Annotated in this window: 21 protein-coding genes; 7 read left to right on the top strand and 14 right to left on the bottom strand. The window is 75.5% G+C overall.

What is annotated here, in order from left to right:
• Window positions 1-59: 59 nt before the first annotated feature.
• Window positions 60-509 carry an SRPBCC family protein gene (locus PH190_RS04790; protein WP_274230342.1) on the top strand — a complete coding sequence of 150 codons (450 nt, stop codon included), beginning with the start codon at window positions 60-62 and terminating at the stop codon, window positions 507-509.
• Between the two features lie 85 nt (window positions 510-594).
• Window positions 595-807 carry a hypothetical protein gene (locus PH190_RS04795; protein WP_274230343.1) on the top strand — a complete coding sequence of 71 codons (213 nt, stop codon included), beginning with the start codon at window positions 595-597 and terminating at the stop codon, window positions 805-807.
• A 4-nt stretch (window positions 808-811) separates the two neighbouring features.
• Here the strand turns inward: PH190_RS04795 and PH190_RS04800 are convergent, their stop codons facing one another.
• Window positions 812-1,339, bottom strand: a complete 528-nt coding sequence (locus tag PH190_RS04800) for a helix-turn-helix transcriptional regulator (protein ID WP_274230344.1) — start codon at window positions 1,337-1,339, stop codon at window positions 812-814.
• Window positions 1,340-1,524: 185 nt separating this feature from the next.
• Here PH190_RS04800 and PH190_RS04805 point away from each other — a divergent pair, with 185 nt between their 5' ends.
• Window positions 1,525-2,016: a DUF1059 domain-containing protein gene (locus PH190_RS04805; RefSeq protein WP_274230345.1), complete on the top strand. Its 492-nt coding sequence runs from the start codon at window positions 1,525-1,527 to the stop codon at window positions 2,014-2,016.
• Window positions 2,017-2,020: 4 nt separating this feature from the next.
• On the opposite strand, the gene mutM is transcribed toward PH190_RS04805, so the two are convergent.
• From mutM to coaD, 6 genes are all read right to left on the bottom strand, one after another.
• A complete protein-coding gene (gene mutM / locus PH190_RS04810; protein WP_274230346.1) occupies window positions 2,021-2,899 on the bottom strand; it encodes a bifunctional DNA-formamidopyrimidine glycosylase/DNA-(apurinic or apyrimidinic site) lyase in 879 nt (292 codons plus the stop codon).
• Entirely contained in the window at window positions 2,892-3,617 is a 726-nt protein-coding gene (gene rnc / locus PH190_RS04815) for a ribonuclease III (protein ID WP_274230347.1), read from the bottom strand. Before rnc ends, mutM begins: the two co-directional genes overlap by 8 nt.
• A gap of 28 nt (window positions 3,618-3,645) precedes the next feature.
• Window positions 3,646-3,828: a 50S ribosomal protein L32 gene (gene rpmF, locus PH190_RS04820; RefSeq protein WP_274198908.1), complete on the bottom strand. Its 183-nt coding sequence runs from the start codon at window positions 3,826-3,828 to the stop codon at window positions 3,646-3,648.
• Between the two features lie 15 nt (window positions 3,829-3,843).
• Window positions 3,844-4,431: a YceD family protein gene (locus tag PH190_RS04825; protein WP_274230348.1), complete on the bottom strand. Its 588-nt coding sequence runs from the start codon at window positions 4,429-4,431 to the stop codon at window positions 3,844-3,846.
• 72 nt (window positions 4,432-4,503) lie between these two features.
• Window positions 4,504-5,259 (bottom strand): ATP synthase F0 subunit B, encoded by a 756-nt coding sequence (locus PH190_RS04830; RefSeq protein WP_274230349.1) that lies wholly within the window; start codon window positions 5,257-5,259, stop codon window positions 4,504-4,506.
• 81 nt (window positions 5,260-5,340) lie between these two features.
• Complete coding sequence (gene coaD / locus PH190_RS04835; RefSeq protein ID WP_274230350.1) at window positions 5,341-5,814, bottom strand: pantetheine-phosphate adenylyltransferase; 474 nt, start codon at window positions 5,812-5,814, stop codon at window positions 5,341-5,343.
• Between the two features lie 36 nt (window positions 5,815-5,850).
• Here coaD and PH190_RS04840 point away from each other — a divergent pair, with 36 nt between their 5' ends.
• The gene (locus tag PH190_RS04840; RefSeq protein WP_274230351.1) at window positions 5,851-6,513 is read left to right on the top strand and encodes a GNAT family N-acetyltransferase; all 663 of its coding nucleotides are present in this window, start codon (window positions 5,851-5,853) and stop codon (window positions 6,511-6,513) included.
• Here PH190_RS04840 and PH190_RS04845 read toward each other — a convergent pair.
• Window positions 6,503-6,877 carry a hypothetical protein gene (locus PH190_RS04845; RefSeq protein WP_274230352.1) on the bottom strand — a complete coding sequence of 125 codons (375 nt, stop codon included), beginning with the start codon at window positions 6,875-6,877 and terminating at the stop codon, window positions 6,503-6,505. The genes PH190_RS04840 and PH190_RS04845 overlap by 11 nt on opposite strands.
• Window positions 6,878-7,013: 136 nt before the next feature.
• On the opposite strand from PH190_RS04845, the gene PH190_RS04850 reads away from it, so the two are divergent.
• Both PH190_RS04850 and PH190_RS04855 read left to right on the top strand, forming a co-directional pair.
• A complete protein-coding gene (locus tag PH190_RS04850; protein WP_274230353.1) occupies window positions 7,014-8,045 on the top strand; it encodes a hypothetical protein in 1,032 nt (343 codons plus the stop codon).
• On the top strand, window positions 8,042-8,281 hold the full coding sequence (locus PH190_RS04855; protein ID WP_274230354.1) for a hypothetical protein: 240 nt from the start codon (window positions 8,042-8,044) through the stop codon (window positions 8,279-8,281). The genes PH190_RS04850 and PH190_RS04855 overlap by 4 nt, the downstream gene beginning before the upstream one ends.
• Before the next feature lie 45 nt (window positions 8,282-8,326).
• Here the strand turns inward: PH190_RS04855 and PH190_RS04860 are convergent, their stop codons facing one another.
• The 3 genes from PH190_RS04860 to PH190_RS04870 all read right to left on the bottom strand — a co-directional run bounded on the left by PH190_RS04860 (window position 8,327) and on the right by PH190_RS04870 (window position 13,744).
• On the bottom strand, window positions 8,327-9,472 hold the full coding sequence (locus PH190_RS04860; RefSeq protein ID WP_274230355.1) for a hypothetical protein: 1,146 nt from the start codon (window positions 9,470-9,472) through the stop codon (window positions 8,327-8,329).
• Window positions 9,473-9,798: 326 nt separating this feature from the next.
• Window positions 9,799-10,338: a 16S rRNA (guanine(966)-N(2))-methyltransferase RsmD gene (rsmD, locus tag PH190_RS04865; RefSeq protein WP_274230356.1), complete on the bottom strand. Its 540-nt coding sequence runs from the start codon at window positions 10,336-10,338 to the stop codon at window positions 9,799-9,801.
• A gap of 28 nt (window positions 10,339-10,366) precedes the next feature.
• Window positions 10,367-13,744 (bottom strand): pyruvate carboxylase, encoded by a 3,378-nt coding sequence (locus tag PH190_RS04870; RefSeq protein ID WP_274230357.1) that lies wholly within the window; start codon window positions 13,742-13,744, stop codon window positions 10,367-10,369.
• A gap of 143 nt (window positions 13,745-13,887) precedes the next feature.
• Between PH190_RS04870 and PH190_RS04875 the strand changes: the two genes are divergently transcribed.
• Entirely contained in the window at window positions 13,888-14,613 is a 726-nt protein-coding gene (locus PH190_RS04875) for a hypothetical protein (protein ID WP_274230358.1), read from the top strand.
• Between the two features lie 56 nt (window positions 14,614-14,669).
• On the opposite strand, the gene PH190_RS04880 is transcribed toward PH190_RS04875, so the two are convergent.
• The 3 genes from PH190_RS04880 to recG form a co-directional block, all read right to left on the bottom strand.
• Window positions 14,670-15,572: an alpha/beta fold hydrolase gene (locus tag PH190_RS04880; protein WP_274230359.1), complete on the bottom strand. Its 903-nt coding sequence runs from the start codon at window positions 15,570-15,572 to the stop codon at window positions 14,670-14,672.
• A 199-nt stretch (window positions 15,573-15,771) separates the two neighbouring features.
• Window positions 15,772-16,689, bottom strand: a complete 918-nt coding sequence (locus PH190_RS04885; protein WP_274230360.1) for a C40 family peptidase — start codon at window positions 16,687-16,689, stop codon at window positions 15,772-15,774.
• 397 nt (window positions 16,690-17,086) lie between these two features.
• Window positions 17,087-19,342, bottom strand: coding sequence for an ATP-dependent DNA helicase RecG (gene recG / locus PH190_RS04890; RefSeq protein WP_274230466.1), 2,256 nt, complete (start codon window positions 19,340-19,342; stop codon window positions 17,087-17,089).
• Window positions 19,343-19,378: the final 36 nt, after the last annotated feature.

Here is a 19,378-nt window from a genome sequence, read left to right on the forward strand (position 1 = left end):
GCACGGACGGGTCGCCACGCCGGCGTTTCGGCCCCGTGACGGCGCGTCAACCCGCTGGTATGGCTACCGCAACGCACTACCTCGAGGTCAACGCCCCGGCCGCCCAGTGCTACCAGTGGTGGCGGCCGCTGACCCATCTGCCGCAGATCATGGACGACGTGCGCTCGGTGGAGCCGAAGGACGGTTCGGCCGACGTCACGCACTGGGTCGTGGACGGTCCGCTGGGCAAGTCCGTCGAGTGGGACGCCAAGATCATCGACGAGGAGACCGACCGCAAGATCGCGTGGAAGTCGCTCGAGCAGAGCAACAACCACGTCGAGACCGGCGGTGCGGTCCGGTTCGACCCGCACGGTGACACCACCGGTGTCGAGGTCAGCCTGCACGTCAACACCCCGGGCGGCGCCGCGGGCGACGCGGTCGCGAAGCTCTTCGCCGACCCGCAGAAGAAGATCGAGAAGGCGCTCGAGGAGTTCAAGCAGCTCATGGAGCGCTCCTCGCAGAACGTCTGAGCAGCACCCCCGCACGTTCCTCGGGCCCCGTTCCGCCGACGCGGATCGGGGCCCGACGTGCGTCCGGACCGCTAGGCTGGGCGGCGTGACCGAGCCGGGATACACCGAGGACGGCGTGCCCACGTTCGAGCACGTCCGCGAGACGATCGAGCGCCGCTCCGCCACCGCCGCGGGCTACGAGGAGCTCGTCGGGGAGAGCCCCGCCGGCCGCGAGCGCGCGGAGCGCGAGGCCGACCACGACGCCGCGGCCCGCGACAAGCTCGAGGAGATCCGCCGCTCGCTGCGCGGCGACGGCTAGACAGTCACCCCGCGCCCACCCGCATCGCCGCCGACGTGCGGTCGTGCACCCCGAGCGTCGTGTAGACGTTCTCGAGGTGCTTGCCCACCGTGCGGCGGCTGATGCCCAGCTCGTGGGCGATCGCGCGGTCCGTGGCGCCCCGGGCCACCAGCGCGAGCACCCGGCGCTCGCGCGGCGTCAGCCGCACGGGTGCGCCGCCGGCGGCGACGCGCCACAGGGCGTCGGCGAGGTGCGGGCGCACGAGGCGCAGCAGCGCCAGGTCCCGGTCGGCGAACGGCGCCGGCCGGTCGAGCACCACGCGGGCCCGCGCGCCGGCGCGCTCGAGGTCGACGGCGGCGCGGTGCCCGCCGGGCGGGCGCACCCCGGGCCACGCGGTCGTCACCCCGTCGAACCGCGTGACGAGGACGCCGGCGCACGGCACGAGGTCGGCGAGGCGCGGCCACAGGTGCGTGGCGAGGTCGCCCGGGGCCCGGACCACGGCGGCCCCGGCGGCCAGCGCCAGCGCGGCGGTCAGGACCGGTTCGGGGCTCATCGGGAGCTCATCGGGCACGCTCGCAGGCGGAGGCGGGCCACCGAGTGTGGACCGGCGCCCGCGCGTACGGCATCGCCGTCACTCGTCCGGCCTACGGATTCCTCCGTATCGCTCACGGAAGCGACATTGCGGCTTCATGGAACACACCGCCGTCCGTGGTCCACCGGAGTCACCAGGAGGTCCCCATGACCCGCCGCATGCTCGACTGTCGCGAGGTCCCGAGCGACAGCGGCTGCTCGCTCACCCTCACCGGGTCCGAGGACGAGGTCCTCGAGGCCGGCGCCGCCCACGCCGTCGCGGTGCACGGGCACACCGACGGCCCCGAGCTCCGCGACGCCCTGCGCGGCGCCCTGCGCGACGCGCCGCAGGCGACCGGCCCGGGAGCGTTCGTGCAGCTCATCGAGTTCCGCACGCAGCACTACGACCAGATGGACGGTCTCATCGACGGCTGGGCCAGCGAGATCGGCGCCGACCGCACCGCACAGTGGATGATCATGGGCCGGGACCGCGACCACGCCGACACCTACGTCGAGGTCGTCGAGTTCCCGAGCGCCGAGGCCGCGCAGGCCAACTCGGACAGCCCCGTGACCACCGCCTTCGCCGGCAAGATGACCGCCCTGTGCGACGGCCCGGTGGGCTTCCGCAACCTCGACGTCATCCGGGCGATGACGCCGTAGCCGGTCAGGCGTGCCGGCGCCGCGGCCGCGGTTGGCAGTGCGGGCACCAGTACGACGACCGGTTCATGAACGGCGCGCGCCGGACGGGCGTGCCGCACCGCGGGCAGGGCCGGTCCTCCTGCCCGTAGACCGCGAGGGTGCGGTCGAAGTAGCCGGACTCGCCGTGGACGTCGACGTAGAGCGCGTCGAACGAGGTGCCGCCCGCGGCCAGGGCCTCCCCCATCACCTCGGTGGCCGCCGCGAGCACGCGCCGGCCCTCCGGGCGCGTCAGGGTCGCCGTGGGCCGCTCGTAGTGCAGCTGGGCGCGCCACAGCGCCTCGTCGGCGTAGATGTTGCCGATGCCCGAGACCAGGGTCTGGTCGAGCAGCGCCCGCTTGAGGCCGGTGCGGCGCCGGCGCAGCCCGGCGACCGCGGCCTCCCCGTCGAACGCGGGGTCGAGGGGGTCGCGGCCGATGTGGACGACCGGCAGGGGCAGCGCCTCGGGGCCCGCCACGTCGACGACGGTGAGCCCGCCGAAGGTGCGCTGGTCGACGAACCGCAGCTCGGGGCCGTCGTCGGCGAAGCGCAGCCGGATGCGCAGGTGCTTCTCGTCGGGGCGCTCGGCGGGCTGGACGAGCAGCTGGCCGCTCATCCCGAGGTGCGCGAGCAGCGCCGCGTCGGGGGCGTCGGCGTCGAGGGGGCCGAGCTCCACCCACAGGTACTTGCCGCGACGGCGGACGGCGCGCAGCACCTGGCCGGTCAGGCGCTCGACCAGCTCGGGGCCGCCGCCGGGCTGGCGGCGCACCGAGCGGGGGTGGAGGACCTCGACCTCGCGCACCCGACGGCCCAGCACGTGGTCGGCGAGCCCCCGCCGGACGACCTCGACCTCGGGCAGCTCAGGCACTGCCGGACGGCGTCCCGTCGTCCCCTTCGAGGTACTGGTACGCCGCGCGGGCGGCCTTCTGCTCGGCTTCCTTCTTGGTGCGCCCGACCCCGGTGCCGCGCTCCTCGCCCGCGACGACGACCGTCGCCGTGAACTCCTTGAGGTGGTCCGGGCCCTCCTCGGCCATCCGGTACTCGGGCACGCCGAGGTCGCGGGCGGCGGTGAGCTCCTGCAGGCTCGTCTTCCAGTCGAGCCCGGCGCCGAGCAGCGGCGCGGTGCGCAGCAGCTCGCCGAAGAGGCGCTCGACCAGTGAGCGCGAGGTCTCGATGCCGTGCTGGAGGTGGACCGCGCCGAGCACGGCCTCGACCGCGTCGCCGAGGATGCTCGGCTTGTCGCGGCCGCCGGTGAGCTCCTCGCCGCGCCCGAGGTGCAGGCGGTCGCCGAGGCCGAGCTCGCGGGCGACGCCGGCCAGCGCGTGCATGTTGACCACGCTCGCGCGGAGCTTCGCCAGCTGCCCCTCGGGCAGGTCGGGGTGCTCGCGGTAGAGCCGCTCGGTCACGACGACGCCGAGCACGGCGTCACCGAGGAACTCGAGACGCTCGTTGGTCGGCAGACCGCCGTGCTCGTAGGCGTAGGAGCGGTGGGTCAGGGCGAGCTCGACCAGCTCCTGGTCGAGATCGACCTGCAGGACCTCGCTGAGCGTCGGTTCCTGGGGTGGCTCCACCGGCTCCGCACTCATGGCCGTCACGGTGACGTCCGGTGCGGCCTCAGGCCGGGGTGACGGCGCGGCGGCCGGCGTACTGGCCGCAGTGCGGGCACGCCACGTGCGGCGGCTTCGGCTTCGCGCAGGCCTTGTTCTGGCACGCCTCCAGCTGCGGCACCGACGCCTTCCACTGCGAGCGGCGGGCGTGGGTGTTCGCGCGGGACATCCGGCGCTTGGGGACGGCCACGGTGGTTCCTTCTCCTCAGTTCTCGGTGCGGCCGGTGCCGCCGTACTTCTCCTGCAGCGCGGCCCAGCGAGGATCGATTGTCTCACGGGCCTCCCCGGCCGGGACGAAGGCCCATGCCTCCGGGTCCGGGGTCGGCACGCCGGGGCAGTCCTCGCGGCACAGCGGGGTCACCGGCAGCTCGAGCAGGACCGCGTCGCGCACGGCCGGCTCGAGGTCGATGCGCTCGTCGACGATGCGGCTGACCTCGTCCTCGTCGGCCGTGTCGTCGGTGACCGAGTCGGGGTAGGCGTAGAGCTCGGTGAGGTCCACGTCCACGTGGTCGGTGAACGGCTCGAGGCAGCGCGAGCACTCGCCGGTGACGTCGGCCTCGACCGTGCCGGACGCCAGCACGCCCTCCATCACCGACTCGAGACGCAGGTCGAGGTGGATCGGCTCGCCCACGGGCACGCCGACCATCTCCAGGCCGAAGCCCTCGGGGGCGGGCACGTCGCGGCGCAGCGTCTTCATCTGGCCGGGGCGGCGCAGCAGCTCGCGCGCGACGTCGACCACCCAGGGGCTGGTCGCGTCGACGGACGGCTCGGGGCTCTTCTTCTCGCTCGTCATCTCACTGCTCGTGACGGTGGTGCTCGGTGGCCGCGTGATCACGGCCCGACGAGCCAGTCTACGCGAGCACGATCAGGCGCCGAGGCGCTCGGTCCAGCGCCGCCAGCCCTCGCGCGGCGCCTCGTCGCGGGGCTCCGGCTCCTCGTCGCGACGGGGCGGGCCCGCGGCGGCCGGACCGACCGGGGCGCTCATCCGAAGCTGGTGGCGGTGGCGCCCGACGGTGTCGAGCACCGACTCGAGCGTCTCGGAGAAGTCGGCGAGGGTGCCGTCGACGTAGTGGTCGCACTCCGCCCGGCGGCGGTCGGCCTCGTCGGTGGCGGCGTCGACGATCCGCTCGGCCTCGGCCTGGGCCGCGCGCGTCACCTCGTGGGCCTCGACGAGCCGCGCCTGCTCGGCGCGCCCGTCGGCCACCGAGCGCTCGTAGTGCTGGCGCCCGGCCTCGACCATGCGCTCGGCCTCGGCCTCGGCGCGCTCGGTCAGCTCGGCGTACTCGCGGCGCCCCCGGCCCACGGTGCGCTCCGCCTCGTGCTCGGCCTCGGCGATCATCTGCTGGGCCTGCTCGCGCGCCTCGGCCAGCAGGCGGTCGGCCTCCTCGCGGGCCTCGCGGCGCGCGGTCTCGGCCTCCTCGGTGGCGTCGGCGATCAGCTTGTCGCGGTGGTCCAGGACGTCCTGGGCGTCGTCGAGCTCGCCCGGGATCGCCTCGCGGACGTCGTCGAGGAGCTCCAGCACGTCGCCGCGGGGCAGGACGCAGTTGCTGGTCATGGGGAGCCCGCGCGCCTCCTCGCAGAGGGTCACGAGCTCGTCGAGCGCCTCGAACACGCGGTACACGGCGGACAGTGTGCGCCCGGCGATCACCGGGACCGGGGATTGCGCCCGTGCGTCGGCGTGTCGGGGCAGGTCCGTGCGGGGTCAGCCGATCCGCTCGCGCAGGCGGCGGTGGACCTCGGGGTGCAGGAAGGCGCTGACGTCCCCGCCACCGCGCGCGACCTCCTTGACCAGCGAGCTCGAGACGTAGGAGAAGCGCGGGTCGGTGATGAGGAACGTCGAGTCGACCCCGGTCTGGTGGCGGTTCATCTGCGCCATCGGCTCCTCGAACCCGAAGTCGACCGAGGAGCGCAGCCCCTTGACCAGCGTCGCCGCACCGATCGCGCGGCAGTAGTCGACGACGAGGCCCTCGAAGGCGTCGGTGCGGACGTTCGGGACGCCCTCCAGCGCCGTGGCGAGCAGCTCGCGACGCTCGTCGACGGTGAACATGCCCTGCTTGTTCGGGTTCACCGCGACGGCGACGACCACCTCGTCGAACAGCGCCGCGGCGCGCGAGACGACGTCGACGTGCCCGAGCGTGACGGGGTCGAACGAGCCGGGGCAGACCGCGATCGCCATGGCGCCTGATCATTCCAGAGCGCGACGATGAGCGGCGTGGACGCCGACCTCCTGCGCGCCGACCTCGCCGCGCTCTACCCGCAGTTCGGGCTGCGGGTGGCCCACGCCGGGACCGTGCTGCTCGGGCCCACCGACGAGGAGCTCCTCGAGCTCGCCGACCTCGTCGCCGAGCCGGGAGGGGTCGTGGAGCCGGGGCGTTCCGGGGAGCTCATGGGCTGGCCCGAGGACCAGGGTGAGGTCGCCGCCCGGCGGTTCCTCGAGTGGGCGTGGCGGTTGCGGGAGGCGCCGACCCCCGCACGGTGGCGGGCGCCGCTGGCGATCCTCGACGGGGGCCGGGCGCTGGGGCTCGCGGTGCTGGCGCACGAGCTCGACGACCCCGCGGGGACGGTGCGGACCTCGTCCTGGCTGGCGCGCGCCGAGCAGGGGCGCGGGCTGGGGCGGCGGGTGCGGCTGATGCTGCTGGAGCTGGCGTTCGCGCACCTCGGGGCGCTGCGGGCGGTGACCGGCGCGGCCGAGGGGAACGCGGCGTCGCGGGCCGTGACGGGGCGGCTCGGCTACCGCGAGACCCACCGCGTGACGGGTGGCGACGGCGTCGTCGAGGTCCACGCCGCGATCACCCCGGCGACCTGGCGGCGCCGGCGCCTGCCCGACGTCGACGTGGAGGGCGTGGACGCGTTCCTGGCCGCCGTCACGTCGTGAAGGCCGTGACCGTCACCTCGCCGGGCCCGTCGACGGCGGATCGGTACACCACCGCCCCGTCGGGGTTCGCGACGCGCTGCTGGGCGTCGTCGGCCGGGAGCCCCGAGGCGGCGCGCCACGGGGCGGCCTCGGCGAGGCGGACCGCGAGCACGACGCGGGTGTCGATCCCGCTCTCGGTGTCCAGCCGCGTCACGACCGCGTCCCCGGGCAGCGGGGCGAGCGCGGCGAAGCGCAGGGCGCGGTCGACCTGAGCGGGGGTGGGCGGGCCGTCGCGGGGCGGCGGCGCGGTCGTGCACCCCGGCAGGGCGACCGGCAGGGCGACCAGCAGGGCCGTCAGGAGGACGCGCAGGACGGTCGACCGCACGGCGCCGATCCTGGCAGGTGCTCCGTGCGGGGAGCCGCGACCTGGTCCGTCGGGCGGTTCCGGCTGCGCCGACCGGCGTCGTTTCCGCACCTCATGGCGGCGGCGACCCTGCCAGGTACCCCACAAGGAGGCACACATGGCTGACGGAGCCCCGCGGCGGACCCGCCGGACGAGCACCTCGACGGGCGACGGCGCCCGGCGCACCGAGTCCGAGGAGGGCACCCCGCGTCGGCAGGGCGAGCAGCGTCCGGAACGCCGGGCGTCCGGGTCGACGAGCCCGCGCACCGAGGGCGACGGCCGCCCCGACGTCTACCTCGACATCGCGAAGCTCGAGGTCGACCACATCGGGCTCGAGGTCGAGGACCTGCGCGCCAAGGTGTCGCTGCAGGCCGAGGTCCTCAACCTGCTCAAGCTCAACGTGGGGGTCGACGCCCAGCTCGGCAAGGTCGCGCTCGAGATCGACGGGGTGCAGGCCGAGGCGACGTTGAAGGTCCGCCTCGACGAGGTCGCCGGGATCATCGACCGGGTCCTCACCACGATCGACCGCAACCCGCAGATCCTCGAGACGGTCGTGCGCAGCGCCGCGAGCGCGGTGCAGGACGTCGGGTCGGGCCTCGGCGAGGCGACGGGCGAGGTCGGGCGTGCGGCCGGGAGCGCGGTCGGCGAGCTCGGGCAGCAGGCCGGCAGCGCGGTCGGCGAGCTCGGGCAGCAGGCCGGAGGTGCGGTCGGTCAGCTCGGCAGTGCGGCGGGGGACGCGGTCGGGGACGTCGGCGAGGCGGCGGGCGGCGCCGTCGGCGAGGTCGGGCAGCAGGCCGGCGGTGCCGTCGGCGATGCGACCGGGGCCGTCGGGGACGCCGCGAGCAGCGCGACCGAGACGGCCGGCGACGCCATCGGCTCGACGACCGAGACGGCCGGGGACGCCGTCGGCGTGGCGGGCGAGGCGGTCTCCGATGCCGCGTCCTCCGACTCCGACTCCGACTCCGACTCCGAGTCCGGCTCCGACTCCGGCCGGGAGGACGCGGCGTCGAGGACCTCCGGGAGCGGGAGCACGGGCGAGGACGACGGCGAGGAGGGCGCTGCCCGGACCTCGAGCCGGTCGTCGAGCGGCGGGCGGTCCCGCCGGTCGACGTCGACGCGGCCCCGAACCGCACGGCGGACGACCGGGTGAGCGACGACCGCCCGCCCGACCTCGAGTTCCGGGCCAGGATCCGGGCCGACCGGCTGCGCTTCCACGAGGAGCCGGAGGTCCGGGTCGACCTGACCGGCGACCAGGACGACGACTCGACCTCCGGGAGCCGGCGCCGCAACCTCCCCGACCGGGTGCAGGCCCTCACGACCTACCGCGACATCCAGGTCGACGAGGCGATCCTGTCCTGGATCGACGCGCCCGACGACCCGGCCTGATCGGCCCGGGCGGCCGGCTCGGCGCCGGCCGCCCGGGATGACCGATCAGCCGGCCGATCCCGACGAGCTGCGGCGACGGCGGGTCGAGGGCTGCTCCTCGTCGCCGCCCTCGCCCGTCTGCCGGGGACGTCGCGGCGAGCGCGGGCGCGCCGGCTCGTCGGTACCCGACTCCGACGACCGCCGGCGCCGCGCTCCCCCGTTCCGGCCCGGCTGCGCGTCGGGCGTCTCGTCGGGGCGCTTGGAGCGGCGGGGCTGGGTCGAGGTCGGGGACGAGGACGACGTCCGCGTCGACCGGGACGACCCCGAGGACGGGGACGGCGCGGCCCCGGCCGGCTCCTCCGGACGCCGCGGACGGCGCAGGTGGAGCCGCTCGGCGAGACCGTGGCGCTGGTCGTCGCCGTCCTGCCTCCCGCCGTCGTCCGTCGACTCCTGGGCCGAGGCGCCGGACTCCTCCGCCGTCTCGTCGACGTCGACACCCTGGTCCCGGGACCCGCCGACCGACGCCTGGTCGTCGGCGTCCTCGTCCTCGGTCTCGTCCTCGGCCTCGTCGTCGAGGTCGTCGGCCTCGGCGTCGGCGTCCTCGGTCTCGTCCTCGGTCTCGTCCTCCTCCTCGTCCTCCTCCTCGGCCTCGTCCTCGAGGTCCTCCGCCTCGTCCTCGAGGTCCTCCGCGTCGGCCTCGTCGTCCGCCTCGTCCTCGGCCTCGTCGTCGGCCTCGTCGTCGGCCTCGTCGTCGGCCTCGTCGTCGGCCTCGTCGTCGAGGTCCTCGACCTCGTCGTCGGCCGCCTCGTCGCTGTCCTCGAGCTCGCCCTCGTCCTCGTCCTCGTCCTCGTCCTCGGCCGTCGCCTCGTCGTCGACCTGGTCCGCGTCCTCCGCCTCGAGGTCCTCGCCCTCGGCGTCCTCCGCGTCCTCCGCCTCGGTGTCCTCGAGGTCCCCGGCGTCGGCGTCGGCCAGGTCGACGTCCTCGACGTCGGCGCTGTCCTCGACGTCGACGTCCTCACCGCCGACCGCGCGGGTGTCACCCTCGAGCCCGCCGGACCGCGCGCCGACCCCGTCCTGCTCGGCGCCGTCCTGGCTCTGCCCGGTGTCGCGCGGCTCGTCGTCCTCGGTCGTGATGTCGATCCGCACCCGACGGCCGCCGATGACGATGCTGCCGTGGAGGTCGATCGATCCGATGCCGAGTGCTTCGGTCATGGTGGGTCCTTCCGGTGGTCCGGACGTCGCTGTCCGAGGGAGCGGGCGGGCCGAGGTGGTCGACCCGCCGCGTGGGAGCCCGGCATTCCCGACCCACGGACGGGTGACGCCGCACCACGGGCCGTCACGGCGAAGTGGCTCCGAGCGGCGCAGCCGGTGCGCCCCGCCACCGCGCGCCGCTGCGCCGCGGACGCGGGGGTGTCCGTCCGGTCGGCGCGACCCGCCGCCCCGCCCGCACCCGGCGTGTCGCGCGGCGAGGATGTGGCGATCCTGGCGCTGGACGCCGGCGAGGCCGCATCGCTGGCACGCGGCGCCTGCCGCCCCGGTCAGGTCGGGGCGGTCGCGAGGTGGAGGGTCGTCTCGCCGTAGGTGCGGGGTGCCTCGGGGTCGAGGCCCTCGGGCCAGGAGGGGGCGGGCGAGCGTGTGTCCCGCTCGACGACCACGAGCCCGCCCCCGCGCACCCAGCGCGGGAGGAGGGCGAGCACGTCGTCGACCGGGTCCGCGTAGGGCGGGTCGACGAAGACGAGGTCCACCGGGCCCGGGGTCCGGCGCAGGTACGCGAGCACCGACGACCGGCGCACCAGCGCGCCCCGCACCCCGGCGACCCCGATGTTGCTCTGGATCACCCCGCACGCCCGCGGGTCCCGCTCGACGAGCACGGCCGTCGACGCCCCGCGGGAGAGCGCTTCGATCCCCAGCGCGCCGGAGCCGGCGTAGAGGTCGAGGACCTCCGCGTCCTCCAGCGCCCCCCGCGCCTCGAGCGCGGAGAACAGGGCCTCGCGGACCCGGTCCGCGGTCGGCCGGGTGCCGGTCGGCGGGATCGCGATCTGCCGACCGCCGGCCACGCCACCGATGATGCGGGTCATCTCCCCGATCCCTGTCGCCTGATCGCGACTAGGCGAGCACGACGACGAGGTCGCCGCCCTCCACCTGCTGGACCGACCCGATCGCCAGGCGCTCCACCGTCCCGGCCCTCGGCGCGGTGATCGACGCCTCCATCTTCATCGCCTCGATCGTCGCGACGGTGTCGCCGGCCTCGACGCGGTCGCCCTCGCCGACCTGCAGCGTCACCACGCCCGCGAACGGCGCCGGCACGTGGCCCGGGTCGCTGCGGTCGGCCTTCTCGGCGGCCTTGACGTCGGTGTCGACGGCGCGGTCGCGCACCGACAGCGGGCGCAGCTGGCCGTTGAGCGACATCAGCACCGTGCGCATGCCGCGCTCGTCGGGCTCGGAGATCGCCTGCAGCTCGATGAGCAGCTGCACGCCCGTGTCGATGTCGACGGCGTACTCGCGCTCGGACTCCAGGCCGTAGAAGAACTCCTGGCTGCGCAGCACCGAGGTGTCGCCGTACGAGTGGCGGTGCTCGCGGAAGTCCTTCGTCGGCCCGGGGAAGAGCAGGTCGTTGAGGGTGGCGGCGCGGTCGGACTCGAGGCCCTTGCGGTCGTCGTCGGTGAGCTCGGCGAGGCCGGGGCGCTCGGTCCGGCCCTCCAGCGCCCGCGAGCGCAGCGGCTCGGGCCAGCCGCCGGGCGGGTCGCCGAGCTCGCCGCGCAGGAAGCCGATCACCGAGTCGGGGATGTCGTAGCGCGAGGGTTCCGCCTCGAACGCCGCCGGGTCGACGCCGGCGCCGACGAAGTGGAGCGCGAGGTCGCCGACGACCTTCGACGACGGCGTGACCTTCACCAGGTGCCCGAGCATCCGGTCGGCGGCCGCGTACGCGTCCTCGACCTGCTCGAACCGGTCCCCCAGCCCCAGCGCCACGGCCTGCTGGCGCAGGTTCGACAGCTGCCCGCCGGGGATCTCGTGGGTGTAGACGCGCCCGGTCGGCGACGCCAGGCCGGCCTCGAACGGCGCGTAGACCTTGCGGACCAGCTCCCAGTACGGCTCGAGGGCGTTGACAGCGTCGAGCGACAGGCCGGTCGGGCGGTCCGAGTGGTCGGTCGCGGCCACGAGCGCGGACAGCGACGGCTGCGACGTCGTCCCCGCCATCGACGCCACCGCGGCGTCCACCGCGTCCACGCCGGCGTCGATCGCCGCGGTCAGCGTCGCGAGCTGGCCGCCCGCGGTGTCGTGGGTGTGCAGGTGCACGGGCAGGTCGAAGCGCTCCCGCAGGGCCGTGACCAGCCGGCGCGCGGCCGGCGGACGCAGCAGCCCCGCCATGTCCTTGATCGCCAGCACGTGCGCGCCGGCCTCGACGATCTGCTCGGCCAGGCGCAGGTAGTAGTCGAGCGTGTAGAGCTTCTCCGACGGGTCGTTGAGGTCGCTCGTGTAGCAGAGCGCGACCTCCGCGATCGCCCCGCCGGAAGCCCGCACGGCGTCGATCGCCGGGCGCATCTGCGCGACGTCGTTGAGCGCGTCGAAGATCCGGAAGATGTCGATGCCGACGCGGGCCGCCTCGGCGACGAAGGCGTCGGTCACCTCCGTCGGGTAGGGCGTGTAGCCGACGGTGTTGCGCCCGCGCAGCAGCATCTGCAGGCACAGGTTCGGGACGGCCTCGCGCAGGCGGGCGAGGCGCTCCCACGGGTCCTCGGCGAGGAAGCGCAGCGCCACGTCGTACGTCGCCCCGCCCCAGCACTCGAGCGAGAGCAGCTCCGGGGCGGTGCGTGCGACGTGCGGGGCGATGTCGAGCAGGTCGCGGGTGCGCACGCGCGTCGCCAGCAGCGACTGGTGGGCGTCGCGGAAGGTCGTGTCGGTGACCGGGACCGTGGTCTGCTTCCGCAGCCACGACGCGAACCCCTCGGGGCCCAGCTCGGCCAGGCGCCGGCGCGAGCCGTCCGGCGGCGCCGTGGAGAGGTCGACCGCGGGCAGCTTCTCGCGCGGGTCGACCAGCCGCGGCGGCTCGCCGTAGGGCTTGTTGACGGTGACGTCGGCGAGGTAGCTCATGAGGCGCGTGCCGCGGTCGGCGGGCGCCCGCGCGGAGAGCAGCTCGGGGTGCTCGGCGATGAAGCTCGTCGTCACCCGGCCCTCGCGGAAGTCCGGCTCGTCGAGCAGGGCCATGAGGAACGGGATGTTGGTGGCGACGCCGCGCACCCGGAACTCGGCGAGCGCGCGACGGGCCCGGCGCACCGCGGTGGTGAAGTCGCGCCCGCGGCACGTCACCTTGACCAGCAGCGAGTCGAAGTGCGCGCTGATCTCCGCGCCGGCGTAGGCCGTCCCGCCGTCGAGGCGCACGCCCGAGCCGGACGCCGAGCGGTAGGCCGAGATCATCCCGATGTCGGGGCGGAACTCGTTGGCCGGGTCCTCGGTGGTGATGCGGCACTGCACGGCGAACCCGTGCAGGGCGACCGAGTCCTGGGAGAGCTCGAGGTCGGCGAGCGTCTCGCCCGACGCGATGCGCATCTGGGCGGCCACGAGGTCGACGTCGGCGACCTCCTCGGTGACCGTGTGCTCCACCTGGATGCGCGGGTTCATCTCGATGAAGTGGTGGTGGCCGTCGGCGTCGAGCAGGAACTCGACGGTGCCCGCGTTGACGTAGCCGATGGCCTCGGCGAAGCGCACCGCGTCCGCGCAGATGCGCTCGCGCAGCTCGGGCGTCAGGTGCGGCGCGGGGGCGATCTCGACGACCTTCTGGTGACGTCGCTGCACCGAGCAGTCGCGCTCGAAGAGGTGCATGACGTGCTCGTCGCCGTCGGCGAGGATCTGGACCTCGATGTGGCGCGGGTCGACGACGGCCTGCTCGAGGATGACGGTGGCGTCACCGAACGCGCTGGAGGCCTCGTTCATCGCCGCCTGCAGGGCGTCGCGCAGCGCGCGGGGCTCCTTGACCAGCCGCATGCCCCGCCCGCCGCCGCCCGCGACGGCCTTGACGAACACCGGGAAGGCCATCGACTCCGACGCCGTCAGCAGCGTCTCGAGGTCGTCGGAGGGGTCCGACGAGTCGAGCACCGGGACGCCGGCCTCGCGGGCGGCGGCGACCGCACGGTGCTTGTTGCCGGCCATCGCGAGCACCCGCGGGGGCGGCCCGATGAAGGTGATGCCCGCCTGCTCGCACGCGGTGGCGAGCCCCGGGTTCTCCGAGAGGAAGCCGTACCCGGGGTACACGGCGTCGGCGCCGGAGCGCCGCGCGGCGCTGATGATCTCCTCGACCGAGAGGTACGCGCGGACGGGGTGCCCGACCTCGCCGATCTGGTAGGCCTCGTCGGCCTTGAGCCGGTGCTCGGAGTTGCGGTCCTCGTGGGGGAACACGGCCACGGTGGCGGCGCCGAGCTCGTAGGCCGCCCGGAAGGCCCGGATCGCGATCTCGCCACGATTGGCGACGAGCACCTTGCGGAACATCTCTCCGACACACCCCTCCCACCGGCACCACCCGGCATCCGGGTCGGCGGAGGCTATCGCGACCGGGCCGTCCCGTGAGGGCGACGTGTGTCATGGCGGTGCGGTATCAAGGAGGGGCGAGCAGACCCCCGGAGGAGGACATCGTGGACCGACCCCGACGTTCCGCCGCCCCGTGGCTGTTCGGCCTCGCCGCGCTGCTCACGCTGCTCTCGCCCGTGGTCTTCCTCGCCGTGTGGGTCGCGGCGGGCGACATCGAGGGTGTGGGCGTGGCCCTCCTCGCCGCGGTCGTCGACCTCTTCCTCGCCGCCGTCGCCGCGGTCACCGCCACCGTCCTCGCCGTCCGCCGGGGCGTCACCCGCGTGCGCACGGTGGTGCACGGTCACCCCCAGGGTCGCGTCGGGCGCATGGCCGAGCACGACGCCGCGCGCTGGCACCTCGCCCGCGACCGGTTCGCCACGCTCCAGGCCGAGTACGCCGCGTTCGAGGCCGACCCGCGCGCCGTCGCCGCCCGCCCGGCGCTCGCCGACGTCACCGTCCCGGCCACCGCCCGCTTCGTGCAGGCGATGGGCGACGCCGAGTTCCTCGCCACCGAGACCGAGCCCGCCGGGCCCCGCCGCGCCGAGTTCGCCGCCGCCGTCGACCGTGCCGAGACCGCGTGGCAGGACGCCCAGCGCGTCGCCGAGGGTCTGGCCCAGTCACGGCACGAGGCCCCGCCGGCCCGCGAGACCCGCGCCGTCGACCCCGCTCCCCCGCGCAGCGTCGGGACAGGGGCCCCGCCGCCCGGGTCGGAGTACACCCAGGCCGCCGACGCCGTCCGCCGCGCCGCCGTCCGCGGGGCGCGCGACCTGCGCGATCGCCTGCGCGCCTGAGGATCCTGCAGCGAACGGGTATCTCGCTGCTTCTACGCGCACGAAAGCCCCGTTGATCACCGAGCCTCGGCCCGGACGGCGTCCGCGAACGCCGCCGGCTGCTCGACCAGCACGTAGTGCCCCGCCCCCGGCACGACGACCACGCGCCGGTCGGGGCGCAGCGCCGTCACCGTGGCGGCGCTGAGGTCCGGGACCCCGCCCGCGACGACGAGCACGGGCATCGCCAGCGGCCGCGGGTCGGCGCGCTGGGCGTCCGCGTCCCGGTCGAGCGCCCGGTAGCGACCCATCGCCGCGTCGAGGCGCCCGGGCGGGGCGTAGGCGGCGACGGCCTCGTCGAGCGGGAAGGCCGGCGAGCCGGTGAAGGCCGCGAGGAACTCCCGGAGCCGCGGGCGTTCGGCGGCCTCCACCGCGCCGGGCGGGGCGTCACCGAAGGTCCTCAGGTGCGGCGGCCCGAGCTCCGCGAGCCCGTATCCCGGGACGCCGCCGCCCGAGATCACGAGGCGCGCCACGTGCTCGGGGCGGGCGCGCGCCCAGGCGACGGCGGTCATCGCGCCCAGGTCGTGGCCGACGACCGTCGCCGGGGGCAGGCCCAGGGCGTCCGCCAGGTCGGTGAGGTCGGTGGCGAGGTCCGTGGCCGCGTAGGCGTCGGTGCCGGGCGGGGCGAAGCGCGAGCAGCCGGCCCCGCGCAGGTCGGGGACGACGACGCGGTGGTCGGCGGCCAGGTCGGCGGCGACGGCGCGCCAGGTCGCCGACGTCTCCGGGAAGCCGTGCAGCAGCACGACGGCCGGGGCGCCCGGCGGGCCCGCGAGGGTCACGTGCAGGCGCGTGCCGGCCGTGTCGACGTCCCGCGTCGTCCCGCCGGCCACGATCGGCGCACACGGATCGGGACCGCTCGGCGCCCCACACGCGCTCAGCGGCACCCCGAGCACCAGCAGTACGGCCACCACGACGCGCGCCACTCGCGCAGGGTGACCGGTCGGCGCGCGAGAACGACCGATCGGCCGCGCCGGGGGATGTTTGTCACGACCCCAGTCGGGCATCCGCACCGTACGAGACCAGGTGGGTGGGAGCTGGGGAGCCTCCGGCCACCGTATGGTCCGGGCCCGTCGTTCGGGGCGACGGGCCCGGACCTTCCTCTACGTCACGGCCGGGCGCCGGTCAGAGGACGCGCCGCACCGTGTTGACGTCGTCCAGGCGCCGCTCGACCTCGGAGATCTTCACGTCGGAGCCCGTGCGGGGAGCCTCGATCATCTTGCCGCCGCCGATGTAGATGCCGGCGTGGCTGACGGGCTCGTTGAAGAAGATCAGGTCGCCGGGCCGCATGCTGTCGACGCTGACCTCCTGACCCTCCTGCGCCTGGGCGCGCGAGGTGCGCGGCAGCTCGACGCCGGCCTTCTCGTACGCGAACTGGATCAGCCCGGAGCAGTCGAAGCCGTCCGGGGTCGTGCCGCCCCAGACGTAGGGCACGCCCAGCTGGGCGCGCGCCGACGAGATGGCCTGCTGCGCGGCCGAGGAGCCGGCGGACGAGGACGCCTGCTCGCGGCTCTCGGACGACTCGCTGCTGCGCGCCGACTGTCGCTCGGTCTCCTGCGAGTTGGCCGCCGCACGCGAGGTCGGCGAGTCGTGCTTGATCGACGGGGCCGCGGCCGCCGCCGGGCTGACGACCGGCAGGACCGAGGAGGTCGCGGCGTCCGAGCTGTGCCCGGGCGACACGGCGGGCGCGGCCGGGGCGACGGCGAGGGCCGCCGAGGCCAGCTCGGGGGCGGCGGCGACCTCGCCGGTGGCCGGCGGCTCCTCGTCGCCCAGGAGGCCGTGCGTGACCATCCCGCCGGCGGTCGCGACGGCGCCGAGGGCGGCCAGCGAGAGGCCGGCGGTGCGCGCGGCCCGCGAGACGGGGCTGCTCGCCGAGCCGTGGGCGCGGCCGGTGGGGCGGCCGTGACGGCCGTGGGCGGAGCGGGAACGACGGTCGGCGGGGACGACGCCCATCGAGCCGGTCGTCGCGTCCTCGGGAGCGCGGTGGCGTCCGGCGGGACGCGGCGCGGCACCCTCGGCGATCTCGGGCAGCACAGCCGTCATGCGATCTCCTCGCCCGCCGGGCGGCGCTCGCCGGACTCTCGGCCGCGGGGACGGCCGGGGTCCGCGGACGGCGGGCCGCTGGGGAGCTGCGGCTCGACGTCGGTCACCCGCCCCGTCCTGGGAGGTCGTGCGCTCCGGGGAGGCCGCCGGACGGGGAGTCGGACGAAGCGGCCGAGCGCGCCGCCACGCTGATGCCTGGCGACCACCGAAACGTAACCGATCCGTGACCCCCACTGGCCACGCCACGCCGTCACAGCGCGCTCACCGGTCATTGCACCGCGCTCACTGGTGCGGACGGTCGATCCGGGACCGCTCGGCGCTGGACTGACCCGATCCGGTGACGACGAGCGGGCGTGCTCACGCCTCGTCGCCGTCCTGCGGCCGGACGAGCCGGTGCCTACAGCCGATCGAGGAACGCGGCCTCGGCCTCGCCGACCACCGACCGCACGAGTCCGGCCAGTCCCGGGTGACGGGCGAGCGAGGGGTCGTCGGCGACCACCGCGCGCGCCTCCTCGCGGGCCTCGGCCACGAGGTCGCCGTGCTTGAGCACCGAGAGCATGTGCAGGCCCGAGCGGCGCCCCGACTGCTCGGCGCCGAGGACGTCGCCCTCGTCGCGCACCTCGAGGTCGATGCGCGAGACCTCGAACCCGTCGGGGGTGGCCGCCAGCCGCTCGAGGCGCTGGAGGGCGGGCGAGCCCTCCGCGGCCTCGGTGACGAGCAGGCACGACGACGCCGCCACCCCGCGTCCCACGCGCCCGCGCAGCTGGTGGAGCTGGGAGACACCGAACCGGTCGGCGTCCATGATGATCATCATCGTGGCGTTCGGGACGTCGACACCCACCTCGATCACCGTGGTGGCCACGAGCACGTCGACCCGGCCGTCCGAGAACGCCCGCATGACGGCGTCCTTCTCGTCGGTGGGCATGCGGCCGTGGAGGATCTCGAGCCGCAGCCCGGCGAGCGGGCCCTCGGCGAGCATCGGCCCGACGTCGGTGACCGCGAGCGGCGGGCGGGCCTCGGGCTCGGCCTCCGGGCCGGTCTCCAGCTCGCGCAGGATGCCGCCGTCCCAGTCGTCGTCGGCGTCGGCCTCGGGATCGAGCAGGTCGTCCGGGCGGGACGGCGTCTCGGGCTCGCCCGGCTCGCCGCCCTCCTCGCCGATCCGCGGGCACACGACGTAGGCCTGGTGGCCCGCGGCGACCTCCTCGCGCACCCGCTCCCACGCCCGCTCGAGCCACCGGGGCTTGACGCCCGCCGGCACGGCCGTGGTGGCGACGGGCTGGCGGCCCTGCGGCAGCTCGTCGAGCACCGACGTGTCGAGGTCGCCGTAGAGGGTCAGCGCCACCGTGCGCGGGATCGGCGTCGCCGTCATGACGAGCACGTGCGGCGTCGTCGGGCCCGGCCGCGAGCGCAGCTCGTCGCGCTGGTGGACCCCGAAGCGGTGCTGCTCGTCGACGACCACCAGCCCGAGGTCGGCGAAGCCCACCCCCTGCTGGATCACCGCGTGGGTGCCGACGACGATCCCCGCCGCCCCCGACTGGGCGTCGAGCAGCGCCTCGCGCCGGGCCTTCGCGCCCAGCGAGCCGGTGAGCAGGGTGACGCGGGTGGCGTGCTCGGGGTCGGCGTCCAGCTCGCCCGCGCGACCCAGCGGCCCGAGCATCGCCTGCAGCGAGCGGGCGTGCTGCGCGGCGAGCACCTCGGTGGGCGCGAGCAGCACCGCCTGCCGGCCGGCGTCCACCACCTGGAGCATCGCCCGCAGCGCCACGACCGTCTTGCCCGAGCCGACGTCGCCCTGCAGCAGGCGGTTGAGCGGGTCCTCGCCGGCGAGCACCTCGGCCAGCGACTCCCCCACCGAGCGCTGGGCCCCGGTGAGCGCGAAGGGCAGGCGCGCGTCGAACGCCGCGGCGAGCCCGTCGTCGCGCCGCGGGCAGGCGGGGGCGGGCCGGGTGGTGGCGCTCGCGCGCCGCCCCGCCATCGCGAGCTGCAGGCCGAACGCCTCGTCCCACACGAGGCGGCGCCGAGCCGCGCGCTGCTCCTCGCGGGTGTCGGGCAGGTGGACCCGGCGCAGCGCATCGCCGAGGGACGCGAGCCCGTGGGCGGCGCGCAGGGTCTCGGGCAGGGGGTCCTCGGGCTCGTCGAGCAGGTCGAGCACCTGGCGCACCGCCATCATGATCACCCAGGACCGCAGCTTGCGCGTCGCCGGGTAGATCGGGATGAGGCCCGGCAGCTGCGCCTCGGCCCCCGCGTTGAGCACGATGAACTCCGGCGCCGCCAGCTGCCAGCCGCCGCGGTAGCGGCTCAGGTCGCCGGAGAACAGGGCCCGCGTGCCGACGGAGAGGTCGCGCTCGCGGTACGGCTGGTTGAAGAACGTGCAGGTGAAGTGCTGGGCGCCGACCGCCACCGACGCCTCGACGATGTGGCCCTTGCGGTGGCGCATCCGCCGGCCCGCGACCTTCTCGACGGTGCCCAGCAAGGTCACGTGCTCGCCGGGGCGGAACCGCTGGTCCTCGCGCTCCGAGGCGTGGGTGACCGTGGCGTGCTCGATGTACTTGCGCGGGTAGTGGCGCAGCAGGTCGCCCACCGTCTCCAGCTCGAGCTGGCGGGCGAGCGGCCGCGCGGTCTTGTCGCCCAGGGCCGTGCGCAGCGACGTGTCCATCCCGACCACACCGACGAGGATGTCATCCCGGTCCGA

It is taken from the genome of Actinomycetospora straminea, assembly GCF_028737255.1.
In the GTDB taxonomy this organism is placed as follows: domain Bacteria; phylum Actinomycetota; class Actinomycetes; order Mycobacteriales; family Pseudonocardiaceae; genus Actinomycetospora; species Actinomycetospora straminea.

Bases quoted from the DNA above. Each gene is read 5' to 3' on its own strand.
- PH190_RS04805 (WP_274230345.1), top strand. From the start codon at position 1,525: ATGACCCGCCGCATGCTCGACTGTCGCGAGGTCCCGAGCGACAGCGGC.
- PH190_RS04790 (WP_274230342.1), top strand. From the start codon at position 60: ATGGCTACCGCAACGCACTACCTCGAGGTCAACGCCCCGGCCGCCCAG.
- PH190_RS04885 (WP_274230360.1), bottom strand. From the start codon at position 16,689: ATGACGGCTGTGCTGCCCGAGATCGCCGAGGGTGCCGCGCCGCGTCCC.
- PH190_RS04800 (WP_274230344.1), bottom strand. From the start codon at position 1,339: ATGAGCCCCGAACCGGTCCTGACCGCCGCGCTGGCGCTGGCCGCCGGG.
- recG (WP_274230466.1), bottom strand. From the start codon at position 19,342: ATGGACACGTCGCTGCGCACGGCCCTGGGCGACAAGACCGCGCGGCCG.
- rsmD (WP_274230356.1), bottom strand. From the start codon at position 10,338: ATGACCCGCATCATCGGTGGCGTGGCCGGCGGTCGGCAGATCGCGATC.
- PH190_RS04825 (WP_274230348.1), bottom strand. From the start codon at position 4,431: ATGACGAGCGAGAAGAAGAGCCCCGAGCCGTCCGTCGACGCGACCAGC.
- PH190_RS04860 (WP_274230355.1), bottom strand. From the start codon at position 9,472: ATGACCGAAGCACTCGGCATCGGATCGATCGACCTCCACGGCAGCATC.
- rnc (WP_274230347.1), bottom strand. From the start codon at position 3,617: ATGAGTGCGGAGCCGGTGGAGCCACCCCAGGAACCGACGCTCAGCGAG.
- PH190_RS04870 (WP_274230357.1), bottom strand. From the start codon at position 13,744: ATGTTCCGCAAGGTGCTCGTCGCCAATCGTGGCGAGATCGCGATCCGG.
- coaD (WP_274230350.1), bottom strand. From the start codon at position 5,814: ATGGCGATCGCGGTCTGCCCCGGCTCGTTCGACCCCGTCACGCTCGGG.
- PH190_RS04850 (WP_274230353.1), top strand. From the start codon at position 7,014: ATGGCTGACGGAGCCCCGCGGCGGACCCGCCGGACGAGCACCTCGACG.